Annotated in this window: 12 protein-coding genes; 4 read left to right on the top strand and 8 right to left on the bottom strand. The window is 74.2% G+C overall.

Annotated features, from left to right (window positions below):
• Positions 1-346: 346 nt before the first annotated feature.
• Positions 347-1,000 carry a GNAT family N-acetyltransferase gene (locus ACZ404_RS19650; protein WP_468441532.1) on the top strand — a complete coding sequence of 218 codons (654 nt, stop codon included), beginning with the start codon at positions 347-349 and terminating at the stop codon, positions 998-1,000.
• Here ACZ404_RS19650 and ACZ404_RS19645 read toward each other — a convergent pair.
• The 4 genes from ACZ404_RS19645 to ACZ404_RS19630 all read right to left on the bottom strand — a co-directional run bounded on the left by ACZ404_RS19645 (position 997) and on the right by ACZ404_RS19630 (position 4,317).
• Complete coding sequence (locus tag ACZ404_RS19645; RefSeq protein ID WP_468441530.1) at positions 997-1,293, bottom strand: acylphosphatase; 297 nt, start codon at positions 1,291-1,293, stop codon at positions 997-999. The two genes, ACZ404_RS19650 and ACZ404_RS19645, sit on opposite strands and share 4 nt — an antisense overlap.
• A 37-nt stretch (positions 1,294-1,330) precedes the next feature.
• Entirely contained in the window at positions 1,331-1,591 is a 261-nt protein-coding gene (locus ACZ404_RS19640) for a hypothetical protein (protein WP_468441528.1), read from the bottom strand.
• A 34-nt stretch (positions 1,592-1,625) separates the two neighbouring features.
• Positions 1,626-3,713 carry a hypothetical protein gene (locus ACZ404_RS19635; protein WP_468441526.1) on the bottom strand — a complete coding sequence of 696 codons (2,088 nt, stop codon included), beginning with the start codon at positions 3,711-3,713 and terminating at the stop codon, positions 1,626-1,628.
• 145 nt (positions 3,714-3,858) lie between these two features.
• Positions 3,859-4,317: a flavodoxin family protein gene (locus ACZ404_RS19630; RefSeq protein WP_468441524.1), complete on the bottom strand. Its 459-nt coding sequence runs from the start codon at positions 4,315-4,317 to the stop codon at positions 3,859-3,861.
• Between the two features lie 116 nt (positions 4,318-4,433).
• On the opposite strand from ACZ404_RS19630, the gene ACZ404_RS19625 reads away from it, so the two are divergent.
• Positions 4,434-5,075 (top strand): class I SAM-dependent methyltransferase, encoded by a 642-nt coding sequence (locus tag ACZ404_RS19625; protein WP_468441522.1) that lies wholly within the window; start codon positions 4,434-4,436, stop codon positions 5,073-5,075.
• A 51-nt stretch (positions 5,076-5,126) separates the two neighbouring features.
• On the opposite strand, the gene ACZ404_RS19620 is transcribed toward ACZ404_RS19625, so the two are convergent.
• Positions 5,127-6,452: a lipase family protein gene (locus ACZ404_RS19620; RefSeq protein WP_468441520.1), complete on the bottom strand. Its 1,326-nt coding sequence runs from the start codon at positions 6,450-6,452 to the stop codon at positions 5,127-5,129.
• A 225-nt stretch (positions 6,453-6,677) separates the two neighbouring features.
• Between ACZ404_RS19620 and ACZ404_RS19615 the strand changes: the two genes are divergently transcribed.
• Positions 6,678-7,355: a lipoprotein gene (locus tag ACZ404_RS19615; protein WP_468441518.1), complete on the top strand. Its 678-nt coding sequence runs from the start codon at positions 6,678-6,680 to the stop codon at positions 7,353-7,355.
• A gap of 13 nt (positions 7,356-7,368) precedes the next feature.
• On the opposite strand, the gene ACZ404_RS19610 is transcribed toward ACZ404_RS19615, so the two are convergent.
• Together ACZ404_RS19610 and ACZ404_RS19605 are read right to left on the bottom strand one after the other, a co-directional pair.
• Complete coding sequence (locus ACZ404_RS19610) at positions 7,369-8,001, bottom strand: GNAT family N-acetyltransferase (RefSeq protein ID WP_468441516.1); 633 nt, start codon at positions 7,999-8,001, stop codon at positions 7,369-7,371.
• A 156-nt stretch (positions 8,002-8,157) separates the two neighbouring features.
• Positions 8,158-10,224: a DUF1996 domain-containing protein gene (locus ACZ404_RS19605; protein ID WP_468442006.1), complete on the bottom strand. Its 2,067-nt coding sequence runs from the start codon at positions 10,222-10,224 to the stop codon at positions 8,158-8,160.
• A gap of 462 nt (positions 10,225-10,686) precedes the next feature.
• Between ACZ404_RS19605 and ACZ404_RS19600 the strand changes: the two genes are divergently transcribed.
• Complete coding sequence (locus ACZ404_RS19600) at positions 10,687-13,167, top strand: C40 family peptidase (RefSeq protein ID WP_468441514.1); 2,481 nt, start codon at positions 10,687-10,689, stop codon at positions 13,165-13,167.
• A 43-nt stretch (positions 13,168-13,210) separates the two neighbouring features.
• Here ACZ404_RS19600 and ACZ404_RS19595 read toward each other — a convergent pair whose 3' ends face one another.
• Positions 13,211-14,278: an NAD-dependent epimerase/dehydratase family protein gene (locus ACZ404_RS19595; protein WP_468441512.1), complete on the bottom strand. Its 1,068-nt coding sequence runs from the start codon at positions 14,276-14,278 to the stop codon at positions 13,211-13,213.
• Positions 14,279-14,341: the final 63 nt, after the last annotated feature.

Below are 14,341 nucleotides of genomic sequence, written 5' to 3'. Positions count from 1 at the left end.
CCGGGCCACCCGACCGCCCCCACCCCGAGCTGACGCCACTGGCCCGCCACGGCCGCCCCGCCCAACGCCTCCGGCCGTCCCCGTGACGGCCGGCCCGACCGCCCCACTGCGGTCGGCGCTACCACCCACCGCAGTGACCCGACCGTGGTCGCCGGCCTGCTCCGACCGCGGTTGACCCGGCCGCGGCCCCGGTCTGCCCCACCGTGGACGACCTGCCCCGAGACCCCCGCCCCCTTTCTCGGTACATTCGGCCCCGATGCGAGCCGTTCGCATCCGGGGGGTGTCGCCGGGTTCCGTGCCGCGGGGCCGGGTTCGCGCCCCCGCAGCGGTTCCATCGGGGGGTTCCATGGTGTGGTCGCTCGTCCGCCGCCGGACGGCGTCGGGGCTTCCCGTGCCCGGGCGGTGCGCTCCCGGACGGCACGTCCTGGCCACCGAGCGGCTGCTGCTGTTCACGCCCCGGACGCATCTCGACGTGGCGGTGGCACTCGCGGCCAGTGCGGACGCCGAGGCCCAGCGATGGCTCGGCACCCGGGCCGACCGGATCGTGCCCCACGCCGGCGCCCGGCGCGCCCTGCTGGCGTGGCGGCCCGCCGGGGAGGACGGCCGCCGGGTCCCCCGCGCCCTGGCGAAGCCCTTCGCTCCGGTGCCCGGGGACGCGGTGTTCCTCGTGTGTGTGCGCCGGTCCGATCTCAGCTACGCCGGAGCGCTGCAGCTGGAGCACCGCGTCGGCGAGATCGGCGGCTGGCTGGCGCCGCGCTGCCGTGGACAGGGGCTCGGCGGTGAGCTGTTCCGGGCGGGGGCACTGCTCGCGCACACGCACTTCGGCATGACCACCGTGCGGGCGGGCGCCGAGACCGGCAACACCGCGAGCCGGCGGGCGCTGGCCCGGGCGGGATTCCTCCCGGCCGAGGGGCCGCCCCGGCACACCCTGCCGGACGGCCGCGTGGTCGACTCGGTGTGGCTGCGCCACGACACCGCGTCGGCGTCGCGCTGCGGCTAGCCGCCCCTGCCGGGTGCGGCGTCGGGCAGGACGCGGAAGCGGGAGAGGCCTTCGGGTTCCTCGGCGACGCTGGTGCAGTGGGTGACCCGCGCCGCCGAGGGCCCCTCGGCGGCCCAGCGCACCATGTGGTCCACGGCGTCGGGCTCCCCTTCGAAGACGGCCTCGACGTCCCCGTCGGAGAGGTTGCGCACCCAGCCCGCCACGCCCCGCTCCTCGGCGAGGCGACGGCAGGTGTCGCGATAGAACACGCCCTGCACCCGGCCGGTGACCTGCACGTGCTGCCGGACGGTCATGGCCCGGGCCCTCCCTCCTGCCATGGTGCCGGGCCCCTCACGCGCCGGCCCGGGCGTGGGCGGTCAGCGCCTGGGCGGCGGTGCGCAGCCGGCCGGCCGCCGTGCGGCACGCGGCCGCCTGCTGTTCCAGGGCGGGGCGGCCGCGCGCCGGTGCGGCGGCACAGCCGGCCAGCGCGGTCGCGATGGCGAGCAGCCGTCGGGCGTATCCGTCCATCAGGTCGGCGTCGGCGCGCAACCCGGCCGCCCGGTCCAGGAGTTCGCGGGCCGGTGCGCTGGCGTGGGTGGACTCGATGACCATGTGGGCTCCGGGCGCAGAGGTACGGGCGGCGGGTTCAGCAGGGCAGCAGGGCGCCGGCGCTGCGGTGCAGCAGGAACCGGGGGCAGGCCAGCACGAAGAGCGGCCTGGCGGTGTCGAGGCCGAGCCTGCGCAGTTGCCCGGCCATGGGTTCGGCCGCGGCGGTGTCCAGGCGCAGCCGCATCCCGGTTCCCGTGTGCACGCGCAGCCGGCCGTGGGCCCGGACCAGCGTGCGCACGGCGCTCTCGCCGCGCCGGCCGTACAGGACCCAGTCCGCGTCGGGGCAGCGGATGCCCGGGCCGAGGCGGCCCTCGACGGTGAGCCCGAGGTCGGGCGCTGCGAGGTGCAGCACGCGGCCGGACAGGTCGGCCTCGGCACCGGTGAGCAGCGCCCGCTGCCCCCAGACCTCCTGGGCGACCACGCGGGCCTCCTCGCTGCTGACGGCGAGGGAGAGGACCTGACGTCCGGTGCGGCGCAGGTCCACGCGGCGCAACAGGTCGGCGCCGAGGTCGTACGGCCGCGGCCGCCACAGGTCGCCCACCAGCAGGGAGAGGGCGACCTCGGCGTACGGCCCGATGGTGGAGCAGCGGTGCTCGTACAGGGACAGCACCGCCAGCGCGCGTCCGCCGAGCCGGCTCGGCGCCATCCGGGTGGCGTCGGGCAGCAGGGCGCGGGCCGCGTCGGCGTCGACCGGGAAGCACAGGTGGGCGGCGGAGGAGTCGTAGTAGCGCACCGGTACGTCGACCGGGCCGGTGGTGGTGGGGACGGAGGCGGTCGGCAGGGTGAGGAAGGGGTGGCCCTCGGGCGGGTGGCCGCGGTCGGTGAGCCGGTAGGCCTGGGTGCGTACGACGGGGCCGCGGTAGGGGGTGAGCGCCTCGTCGATGTCCTCGCGGGCCGCGGGGACGACGGACCGCAGGTGGGCGATGTAGGCGCGGAGCTGGTGGCACGGCGGGAAGGTGCGAGTGGGACCCGGGTAGTGGAACTCGTACCGGTTCGGGTGCGGCTCGCCGCCCGTGGCGTCCGGACGCCTGCCGTCGGGCCGGGCCGCCAGGTCGTGCAGGTTGGTGACGCGGGCGGTCCAGGTGCGCGGGTCGGCGGGTTTCCCGCCGTCGGGCGGGGAGCCCACGGCGATGACGTGGGTGACCCGGTGGGCGCGGCAGAACTCCCGGTCCCGGGCGAGGTTCAGCAGCACGGTCCCGCCCTCGCCGTGCCCGATCAGGGCGAGGTCGGCGCCGCGCGGGATGCCGTGGTCCTCGAGGGCGAGCAGGAGCGAGCGGGTGTAGCGGGCGTAGGGCGAGTCCGCCGTGGCGGGGTCGCGCCAGGCGCCGGCGCCGGCGTACGGGGAGCCGGTGCGGGGCCGGCCGGGTGCGGTGCCGGGGGCCTGGACGACGTACCGGACGACGCCGTCGGGGCCCCGCACGTTCTGCACGAGAATGCGCCCGTCGGTGGAGAGCACCTCGATGTTGCGCAGGAACCCGAGGAAGGACCCCTCGGTGGCGATGACCTGCTTCTCCTGCTCGCTGAGGCCGACGGCCACGGCGGCGCCCTCCCACCGGTGCGGGCCGGCGGGGCGGGCGCCGTCCACCAGGGCGCGCGCGGCGGGGAGTTCGGCCATCAGGGGCGCGAGGCCGGACAGGGCCCGCTGGGCACCGCGGTCCCGGAACAGGCGGCGCAGTGCGCGGACGGCCGCCGGGTCCCGGTCGGCGTCGACGGCGTCGGTCAGCCGGCGCATGCCCGGGTCGCGTATCAGCTCCGGGTGGTTCACCAGCACGGCGGCGATACCGAGGCGCAGCGCGGTGACGCCCACGAGCGCGGCCAGGTTCTCCCGGCCCGGCACCCGCCGTACGAGGTACGGGGCCGGTCCGCCGAGCCCGCGCCTGTCGGTCAGCGCCCGCAGCAGGGCCCGGCGGGCGGCGAGCCCGGTACGGGGGCGGCGGCGCGCGGAGGCGGTCAGGGCCGGGGCGCGCATTGCGGCGCCGGTGCGCGCGGACACCTCGCGGATGCCCTCGGCGACGGCGGCCACGTCCCGTGCGCACCGGCGCAGCAGTTCCTCGTCGTCCTGGGCGTCCTGCGGGTGCTGCCGGCCCCGTACGGGCTGTCCGGGTGCGTGGCCGTCCGCTCGCATCCGACGCTCCCTCGACTCGACGACGTACGACGGTGTGCGACCGCGCCCGGGGGGGCGCGGTCTCGCTCCCCATCGTCGGCCAGGGTCCGGGTGCGCGCACCCTGGCGTACGAGGAGCACGCCGGTGTACGGCGCCGTCGTGCGGCTCAGACGTCGTCCATCAGCCCGGCCGCGACCGTGGCGCCCAGCTCCCAGCACGCCTGGAGGTCGGCCTTGGCGGGTTCCCCGGTGACGGTCACCGCGTCGGCCGCGCGGCGCCAGCCGAGGCCGGTGGTGACGGTTTCGACGGCGCGGACGGCGCCCGTGACGTCGTTGCCGCCGTGGACGTAGTAGCCGAAGGGGCGGCCGCGGGTGGCGTCCAGGCAGGGGTAGTAGATCTGGTCGAAGAAATGCTTGAGGGCGCCGGACATGTAGCCGAGGTTGGCCGGGGTGCCGAGGAGGTAGCCGTCGGCCTCCAGGACGTCGGAGGCGGTGGCGGCCAGGGCGGCCCGCCGGACGACGCGGACGCCCTCGATCTCGGGTGTGGTCGCGCCGGCGACGACGGCCTCGAACAGCGCCTGACAGTGGGGCGAGGGGGTGTGATGCACGATCAGCAAGGTGGACACGCCCCGAACCCTGCCGTGCGGGTGCCGTGCCCCGCAAACGGCGGGTGGCGTTGTGGGCGCGGGCGTACGGGTGCGACGATGCCCGGCAGCCGCAGGGGACGACGGGAGGAGCCGTCTTGGCCGAGGACGAGCGCCGGGCACCGGCAGCCGTACTGTTCGACGCGCTGGGTCTCGACTACGAGAAGGCGTTCGCCTCCTCCGAGGCGCACGCGGCCTCGCTGCGGTGGCTGCTGGAGCGGCTGCCGCCGGGCAGCAGGGTGCTGGACGCGGGCAGCGGGACCGGGCGGCCGACCGCGCAGACCCTCGCCGATGCGGGACACGCCGTGCTCGGTGTGGACGTCTCCCCGGTCATGGTGGGCCTGGCCTCCCGGCAGGTGCCGCGGGCCGAGTTCCGTCTCGCCGACCTGCGCGAACTGCACCTGGAGGTGGACTCCTTCGACGCCGTGTGCGGGTACTTCTCGCTGCTGCAGATGACCCGCGACGAACAGTCGGCCGTCGTCGCGAAGCTGGCCCGTGCGCTGCGGCCGGGCGGACTGGCGGCGCTGGCCACGGTGCCCCTCGACGTGGAGGCCGTCGAGGGGACGTTCATGGGCCGGCCGGTGCGGGTGACGAGCTTCACCGCGGGGGACTTCAGGGCCATGGTGGAGCAGGCGGGACTGACGGTCCTGACCGAGCAGCACGCCCTGTTCTCCCCCGCCCACCCCGGCGCCGGTCCGGAGCCGCACCTCTTCCTGCACTGCCGGCGCGAGGCGGCCTGAGACCGCGCCGTCCGGTCCTGCGGGGAGCGCCTTCGCGGCGGAGCGGGGCCCCTAGGGCTGGAAGGGCAGCGCGGCGCAGGTGGAGCCGGTGGGCCGGCCGGAGAGGCGATCGGTCAGCCAGTCGATGGCCTTGCCCTGGTCGGCGAGCAGCGGTGCGAAGTGGTTGAGCAGGGCGCGGCCCAACGGCAGGACGGTGACCGGCACATACGTGACGCCGGCACCCTTGCGGCACCAGTCGACGGCCAGTTGGCGTGCCTGTGCGTGCGGGACCAGGTCGTCGTTGACGCCGGTCGCGACCCGGACCGGGCTCGCCGGCCGTGCCGTGCCGATGCGCTGCCGGTCGAGGAAGTCCTGGAGCGCGGGTTCTTCCTTGATGAGGTCGTCGAGGGACGAGCCGTCGGTGGTCCAGGCAGTGCTGTGCGCGGAGTTGTAGGCGAGGAGGGCGTCGCCGACGCACCTCGTGGACAGGTCGGCGAGCGCCGCCCTGCCCGCCGCGTTGAGGTGCCGGTCGGCGATCGGCTTCAGGGCGGGGTCCGACTGCAGGAAGCCGTTGACGGCCCAGCCGAGGGCACCGGCCAGGTCGCTGCCGTCGATCGCCCTGGTCACCGCGGTGAGGTCGGCGGGCGGCGCGCCCGCGTAGGTGCCGGCCAGGGTGATGTCGGGGGCGTAGGAGGGCTGGAGTTCGGCGGCCGCGGCGGTCGCGCCGCCGCCCTGGCTGTAGCCGTACAGCCCGACGGGTGAGTCGGTGGTGACGGACGTGCCGTCCAGGTTCCTGGCGGCGCGTACGGCGTCCAGCACGGCGCGCGCGCCGTCGAGCCGGTTGACGTAGGTGTGCAGCCGGTCGGTGGTGCCCAGGCCGACGTAGTCGGTGACGACGACGGCGACGCCCTCGGCGAGCAACCGGTAGATCGCCAGGTCCTCGTAGCCGACGGACAGCGTCTGACCGTTGACCTGCAGTGGGTGTTCCAGGCCGAGGGAGGCGGCGCACTGATCGCCCTGTCCCAGGGTGCCCGGGGCGACGGCGACCAGCGGGCGCGCTCCGCCGTGCTTCCAGGCGGCGGCCGGCTCGATGTAGGCACCGGTCACCGCGACCGGACTGCCCGTGGAGTCGGTGGACTTGTACATCAGCCGGGTCGCCCGCCCCGGCAGCGGCCCGTCGAGTCCGGGCAGGCTCAGGGCGAGCGGCAGGTGCTCGCTGCGGACGACGGTGCCGTCGGCGGCGGGCAGGGTGGCGGGCGGGTCGTAGAAGGCGGGGATGGTGACGCCGCGGGACACGACGGTGTCCGAGGCGGTGGCGGGGAGTGCGGCGGCGCTCTGCGCGCCGAGGCAGGCGGCAACGGCGATCGCGAGGACCGGCAGACGGTTCCGGACAGGCATGGGGGACCTCCTGGGGGTGGTGGGGCAGGGGGCTCCGAAGCGGCTGAACGGACCTTACTTTCGAGTAAGTTACCGGCGGTAGCCTTGGTGGGGTCACGGTTGGGTAATGCGACTGACTGTCAACAAGCGGCGCCGCACGGTATTCCACCGGCGGTGTCGGTGCCCTCGGCTAGAGTGTCCGGCCGTACCAGCGGGGAGAGGACAGTGCAGGTCGAGGTGGGGATCGTGGGGAACAGAGCGAGGGGCGCGGCGGCGGGGACGGCACTGCTGGCGGCGGTGCTGAGCGGATGCGCCGGGCCGGACGGGACGGACGCGCCGGACGGCAAGGCACACCCGAGCGCCTCGGCCTCGGCGCGGGTGGCGGCGGGCGGGGGCACGGTCGGTGGCGCCGGTTCCGCCTGTGAACTGCCCGTCAGCTTCACGCTCGCCCAGCACTGGAAGGCCAAGGGCGTCGACGCGGAGGCGGAGCTGTCGAAGGCCTCGAGCGGGCCGGACGGCGACCTGTCGGGAGCGCTCGCCGACGCGTTCCTCCGCCAGGGCCCGGTCACCGCCGCCTGCGAGATCGACGCCAAGCCCGCCGGCCACATCGGCTTCCTGCGAGTGTGGACCGGCAAGCCGGGCGACGCGGACGCACGCGCCGTGCTGCGCGCGTTCGTCGCCGCGGAGGACGACGTGAGCAAGGAGAAGTACCGCTCCTTCACGACGGCCACCGGCCTGTCCGGCGTGGAGGTGGAGTACGTGACGACGAGCAAGCTCCTGGACGAGACCAAGAAGGAGCACGCGCTGGCGGTGTCCACGCCCGACGGCCCGGTCGTGCTGCACCTCGGCGGGCTGGACAGCGAGGAGCACGCGGCGATGCTGCCCGCGTACGAACTCGCCAAGCGGACGCTGCGGGTGGCCTGAGGGCCGCGGGAGCCTACGTCCGCGCCGTCGACCGGCCCAGGTAGGTGAGGGGGCCCGCGTCCGGGACCGGGATCTCGTGGAAACCGAGCCGGTCGTAGAAGGCGCGGGCGCCCGTGTTCACGGTGACCATCCCCAGGTGCACGGCCTGAACACCCTGTTCGTGCAGGGCGGTCAGCAGTGTGGTCATCAGCCGGCGGCCGTGGCCGCGCCCCTGCCACGGCGGCAGCAGGTCGATGTGCAGATGGGCGGGGTACGCGGCGAGTCCGGGCACGAGCATGCGCTCCGGGTGGTGCAGGAGCCCGATCATCTCCTCACTGGGGGTGCGCGGCGGCGTGGTGGGTGCCGGGTAGCGATGGGCCAGCCGAGGGATCCACTCCCGGCCGAAGTCCCGGACGAAGCGCTCGGTGTCCGCGGTACCGATGACGTACCCCACCGCCCGACCCTCGCCGTCGTCGAGCACGAAGGCGAGACCGGGGTCGAAGTGGCAGTACGGCTCGGCGAAGATCGACGGCATCAGGCGCGGGTCGGGGTAACGGTCGCGGGAGTCACCGCCGTTGTGCGCGGTACGGACGCATACGTCGGCGACCGCGTCGCGGTCGGCGGGGCGGTAGGGGCGGATGACGGGGTCCGGGGCCTGGGATCGCATGAGGGCATCCTCTGGCGCTTGGGAGCGCTCCCACAAGGGGGCGGCTCGCCGGACAGCGGGGCTACGGGGCTACGTCGGCCACGACTCACAGGGAAACGGAACGGCGGCCGCACCCGTGGGTGGGCCGCCGCCGTCCGTGTCCGTCGCCTTGTTGCGTCAGTAGCGCAGGCGCTTGGCGCGGATCAGCATCAGCAGGCCGGACAGGGCCAGCAGGGTGCCGAGGGCCGCCGGCCAGAGGTTCGCCCCGGTCTCGGCGAGGCCGCCGTGAACCGCCTGGGGTTCACTCTGGGCGGGCGGGGGCGTGGTCTGGCCACCACCGGGCGGGGGGCTCTGAGTGGCCTGGCCGACCTCGCCGGCCTCCGAGGCGGACGGCTCGTCCGAGGGGGAGGTGCCGGCCTTGGCGGGCGCGGACTGCTCGCTGCGCTTGCCGGGGCTGTCCTGCTTGCTCTGGCTGCCTTGCTTGTTCTCGCTGGTGTGCTTGCTCCCGCTGGTCTGGTTGCTCCCGCTGGTCTGCTTGCTGTCGCTGGTCTGCTTGCTGTCGCTGGTCTGCTTGGTCTGGTGGTCACCGTTCTGGGTGCCCTGCGTGCTCGGGCTCGTGCTGTGCTGCTGGCTGGGCTTGGTGTGCCGAGTGGTGTGCGCCGGTGACGTCGTCGCGTCGGTCCGGGGCAGCTCCGACGGATCGGAGACGGAGGGGGTCGGCGACGCGGAGGCGGACTGGCCGGGGTCGGCCGTGGCACCACCGTCGTCGCCCGGACCGGGGGACTCGGAGGCGCCGGAGTCGTCCCCGCGGGGGCCGCAGGTGCGGCCGGAGTTGATGCAGTCGACCATCTGGCGCATCAGGCTCTCGTCGAAGACGTTGATGAAATCGCCGTGGTCGGTGACCGGCTTGTGCAGCTGCTCCGGGAACGAGTCCACCGCGAACAGCGGAACCGTGCGCCCGCCGTCGTTCAGGCTCGGCGCCGCCACGTCGTAGACGATGCGCTGCACCAACTGCGGGATGGCCCGGAAGCCCTCGGGGCAGGAGCCGTCGGGGTTCTCGAAGGCGACGTGCGTGCGGTGGTTGGCGCTGTCGATGTTGCGGCCGTCCCAGCAGCTCTGGAAGTGGAAGCTGCGCACGACGTCGCTGCCCGAGGGGCACAGCGGGTACTTGTCCTTCAGCTGCCGGTCCTCGTAACCGGTGCAGCTCCAGGAGGCGTTGGCGTTGGCGGGGCCGTTGACGAAGGCCTTGGCGTCGCCGGTGATGATGCGCAGCAGGCGCGGCATCTCGGTGACCTTGCCGCGCGGGTTGCCCACGAACGTCAGGGTGACCTGCTTGGGCGTGACGATCTGGCCCGCGTTGCCCTCGGTGCCGCCGCCCGGGGCGCCGGCGTCCCGCTCGTGCTTGCCGTTCTGCAGGCGCAGCACCGGCCAGTAGTAGGTCGACTTGTCACCCTGGTCCACGCAGCTGGTGTCGGCCTTGGCCAGGTCGTCGTCGCTGGCGAAGGCGTTGTTGGACTGGTTGCCGACGTAGTCGTGGAAGTGGTGGGCGCCGTTGGAGGCGCCGGGGGCCACTATCACGTTGTCCGAGTTGAACAGGCCGTTCGCGTTGACGCCGCAGTCCGAGGTGAAGCTGCCGCGCGAGGCGTCGGCCTGCTGGGTCGGCTGCTGCACATTGGGCTGTACGGCGGTGATGTCCTGGTAGTCGGAGACCACGGGCCCGTTGCCGCCCTGGCCGGCACCGTTCTGGCCCTGGGCGCCGCCCTGCTGGGCTCCGCCGCCGGGCGTGGCACTGGCCTGACCGGTGCCGCCGGTCTCGCCGCCGGTGCCTTCCTGGCCCGGGCGCAAGGTGCAGGCGGCCAGGGACTCCAGGCCCTGCGGCCGGTCCCCGACCCGGTCGATGGCCACGGTGATGCGTTCGAGGGTCGCCGACCGCTTCTCCTTCAACGGGTTCATGATCGAGTCGTCGGCGGCCTGCGGGTCCTGCCGCAGGGCCTGGGCCGACGCCTGGAGTTGCTGGTAGGCGCCCGCGATCTGCTGGTCCAGCCCGGCCAGTTCGCGGTCGACCTCCGCGCGGGCGTCGCCCGGCACGTTCGTGAGCCGGCTGCCGACGTCGGGGCAGTCGATCGTGGCCATCCCCGCGGACTTGACCTGTCCGGTGGCGTCGGCGCCGCCCTGCCCGCCCCAGCCGCCCTCGGTGGCCGAGGCGTAGACATTCGCGGCGACGAGCCCGCCTCCGCCCAGCATCAGTGCGACCGCTGCGAAGGTCACGCGCCGTGCGCCGGTCGGGCGTCTGCGCCTGCTGCTTACCAAGGTGTCCCCCTGACGTGGAACCGGTCGGTGGGCATGGTTTACCCGAAGCCCCATACGCACGGCGAAGCCCTTGTGTTCAATCGCATCCAAAATTCACGGAGAACTCACAGGAACCGCTGGTCACAGCCCTGTTGAGGTGCGGTACGGCATCCAAGGGGGAATTCCGGACGCGCCGGAGAGGGTACCGACCCTTCCCGCTCGAACGGCGCGGCGAACATCACAAATATGTATCGGACATTCCGCACTTCAACCTTCACACGGGTGACACAAGTTGGTTAGGTTGACCGCCAGGCCGCCCGGCTGCCAGCGATTCCGCCGTGGCGTCCGGGGCCGGGGCTCGACCGACTCCGGGATCGGCCCAAGTGCCCCAGGGGGCAAGGAAGGAGCACGTCTTCCATGGCGCCGGAGAGCCGCGACGAGGTTCGGCAGCGGATCAACTCCCTCTACGACCAGGCCGAGGACGCGACGGGGAACTTCAACGCGACCCGGGCCCTGTCGGGGAAACGGGCACGGTCCCGGGGAGTCCCGCTGGCCAAGAGATCCGGCGGGCGGCAGGATCCTGCTCTCGACGCGATGGCCCGGCAGTGGTTCGAGGGGGCCCGCGCCAAGCTCGGCCCCACGACGCCCGCCGTGCTCCCCACCGACCGGCAGCCCGCCCGCCCGGCGGTCCCGGGCCGCTCCCGTGACCGGGCGGGCGGCGAAGCGCTCGATGCCCTGAGCGTCGGGCTGCCCGAACTGGCCCCCGGCTCCGCCGGCCGGTCCGGCGAGCGCGCGGTGGCCGAGCTGACCGGGGGTTCTTCGGCCGGGACGAACGGCCGGCCCCGGCCTGCCCTGGAGGCGGGGAGCGGGGGCAACCGCCCTGCGGCGCTGCCGAGCGGTCGCCCGGACGGCCCGCTCGGAGGTACGGGGGAACTGCCCGCGCTGGGCTCCGGATGGGGCACGGCGGGGCAGCGGTCCGACGGCACGCCCGGGCCGATCGGCTCCGGCGCTGCGGAGGCCCTCGCCTTCGGCTCGTCCGACACCACCGGCCAGGGCAGGGTCATGGCCCCCGGCCAGGACATGCCCCAGCCCGCGCGCGGCACGGCGGGTTACCTGAGCGGCACCATGGACACGAACGGCCAGGGCATGGCGGTACCGACGCCCGGAGACATGACCCAGCCGGCGGGCGCGTCCCTCGGGCCCGGTATGCCGGACGCAGGCCTCCAAGCGACCTCCACACTCCCCGTCCAGGACATGCCCCAGCCCGCGCGCGGCACGGCGGGTTACCTGAGCGGCACCATGGACACGAACGGCCAGGGCATGGTCGTACCGACGCCCGGAGACATGACCCAGTCGGCGGGCGCGTCCCTCGGGCCCGGTATGCCGGACGCAGGCCTCCAGGCGACCTCCACACTCCCCGTCCAGGACATGCCCCAGCCCGCGCGCGGCACGGCGGGTTACCTGAGCGGCACCATGGACACGAACGGCCGGGGGACGGCCGTACCGTTTGCCGGCATGACGGACTCCCTGGGCCTCGGCATCCCCGGGGCAGCCGGCCTCGGCCCGGCGGAGACGGCCGTCCTGCCCGCCGCCGTGCCGGCGCCCCCGGCCCAGCAGCCCAGGGATCTGCCCAACTCCGCGGGCTCGCCCCGGCGCCACTCCCCCACGGACTCCAAGGCGAAGAACCAGCGCAAGATCGCAGCGGCCGGTGATCTGCTGTTCCGCCGCGCCGCCCAGCTCACCACGGCCGCCACGACAGCCCAGGCGGCCCCGGCGGCACAGGGCACCTGGTCCACCGGAGTCCAGCAGACCCAGCAGCCGGCCGAGGGGCAGTCGGGTCAGGTGGGTCAGCCGGCTCAGGCCGATCAGGCGAGCGCGGTCGGGTGGACGCAGATGGGCAGCCGGCCGTCGGGTCGAGGGGCAACCCAGCAGCAGGGCCAACTGGGCGTGGAGCAGCCGAGCCAGGCAGGGCTGCAGATACCGGTGCAGGCGGGGCTTGCGCAGCCGGAACAGGGGAATTGGCAGCAGCCCGCTCAGCCGGGCGTACAGCAACCGACGCAGCCCGGACTGCAGCAGCCGGCAGCGACGGGCCTGCAGCCCCAGACTCCGCTCACCACTGAGCAGTGGCAGCAGCCGCAGTGGGCGACCACGACAGCAACGCCGGCCATGACAGCAGCGCCCGGCATCACGGCCGCACCGGCCATCACAGTGGCCCCTGGCATCCCGGCTGCGCCCGACATGACCGTGGCACCCGGCATCCCGGCTGCGCCAGGCATGGCGGCCGCACCGGCCATGGCGGCAGCACCCGGCGTCCTGGCGGCACCCGGCATGTTCGCGCCGCCGGCCCCAACCGCCACCCTCCCCGCGGCGAACCCCACCCCCGGCATGGTCGCCTCCGCGCAGCCCGCCGCCGCCTACACCGACACAGGCTCTCTCCCCTTGATCGCCACGCCGCCCACCGCGGACACCGGCTCGTTCCCCCAGGTGACCGACACCGGATCCCTCCCCACCGTCGCCCCGGCCCCCGAGTCCCCCCATGCCGCCCGAGCCGCCAAGGCCATCGCCTTCGCGCGGGCGCAGGTCGGGAAGCCGTGCGTGTGGGGGGCGACGGGGCCGGACTCCTACGACTGCTCGAGTCTGACCCAGGCCGCCTGGAGGACCGCCGGGGTCACGCTGCCGCGGTCCGCGCACGAGCAGGCGCTGGCCGGCGCTCCGGTGACCCTCGCCGGCCTGGAACCCGGTGACCTGATCCTCTTCTTCGACGACGACCGGCACGTGGGCCTGTACATCGGCAACGGCACGATGGTCCATGCCCCGGGCCCGGGGTCGTACATCAGCGAGGAGTCGATCTACGGCGCCGGCGAGGCGGCGATCCACCGGGCGATCCGGCCCGCCTGAGCCGGCCCCGGGGCCCGCGGCCCCCCGGGCCGACGCACCGGCGTCAGCCCGTGCGCCGGGTGCGGCGCCGGGCGCGCCAGCTCTCGTAGTGGTCCAGCAGGGTCTCCTCCACCGGCCGGTAGGTCAGGCCCAGTTCGTGAATGCTGCGGCTGTTGTCGACGCGGAAGCGGATGCCGAGGTGCTTGCGGATGTAGTCCTGGGTCAGCCCGAAGGCGGGGCCCAGGATCCGTACCGGCCAGTGCGGGAGCGCGGTGCGCGGCAGGCGGGGGTCGTAGGGGTGGCGGGTGCGGATGATGCGTGACATCTCGTGGAACGAGGTCATCGTCTCGGCCGCCACGATGTAGCGCCCCGTGGCCTGCGGGTTCTCGGCGGCCAGGATGTGCGCGTCGGCGACGTCCCGGACGTCTGCCGTGGTGAAGCTGAAGTCGGGGGCGCCGTAGCAGAAGTAGCCCTTGAACAGCTCGTCGAGGAGGAAGAGGCTGCCGGACTCGGACGCCGGCGTGAGGGACGGGCCGAGGATCAGGCCGGGGTTGACGGCCACCATGCGCCAGCGGTCCTGGGCCCCTTCGGCGTCGCGGGCGGCGCGTTCCGCGACGGTCTTGGCGTAGTGGTAGGGGTTGTTCTCGACCGTGCTGGTGGTGTTGAAGTACCGCTCGGACAGTGTCCGGCCGTCCATGCGCAGCACGTCCGCGTAGTCGCCGAAGACCGCGCCCACGGTGGAGGTGAGGACCAGCGTCCGGACCTGAGGGGTCCGTTCGATGCTCCCGAGCACGTTGCGGGTGCCGAGGAGCGCCGGGTCCACCACGTCCCGCAGGCCGTCCCGGATCCGCTCCGGCATCAGGAACGGCGATGCCACGTGATGGACGACCGAGCAGCCGCGGAACGCCTCGTCGAAGGAGTTCTCCTTTAGCAAGTCGGCCTCGAACAGGGTCAGTTGCCCGGGGAAGGCTTCGTCCATCTCCCACAGCGGCCGTACCTTCGCCGCGTTCGCGGCGCTGCGCACGGTGGCATGGACCCGGTACCCCCGCTCCAGCAGCCGCCGTACGAGATGGCTGCCGACGAAGCCACTGCCCCCGGTCACCGCGACGGTCGTCTCCCCGCGTCCACCCATCGCACCCTCACCCCTCCCGGCCCCGCCGGCTCCATAAGCACCCTCTGGATCTCTCATAAGATC

This window comes from Streptomyces sp. NPDC030798 (genome assembly GCF_055572275.1).
This window is presented reverse-complemented; position numbering and strand designations above follow the sequence as displayed.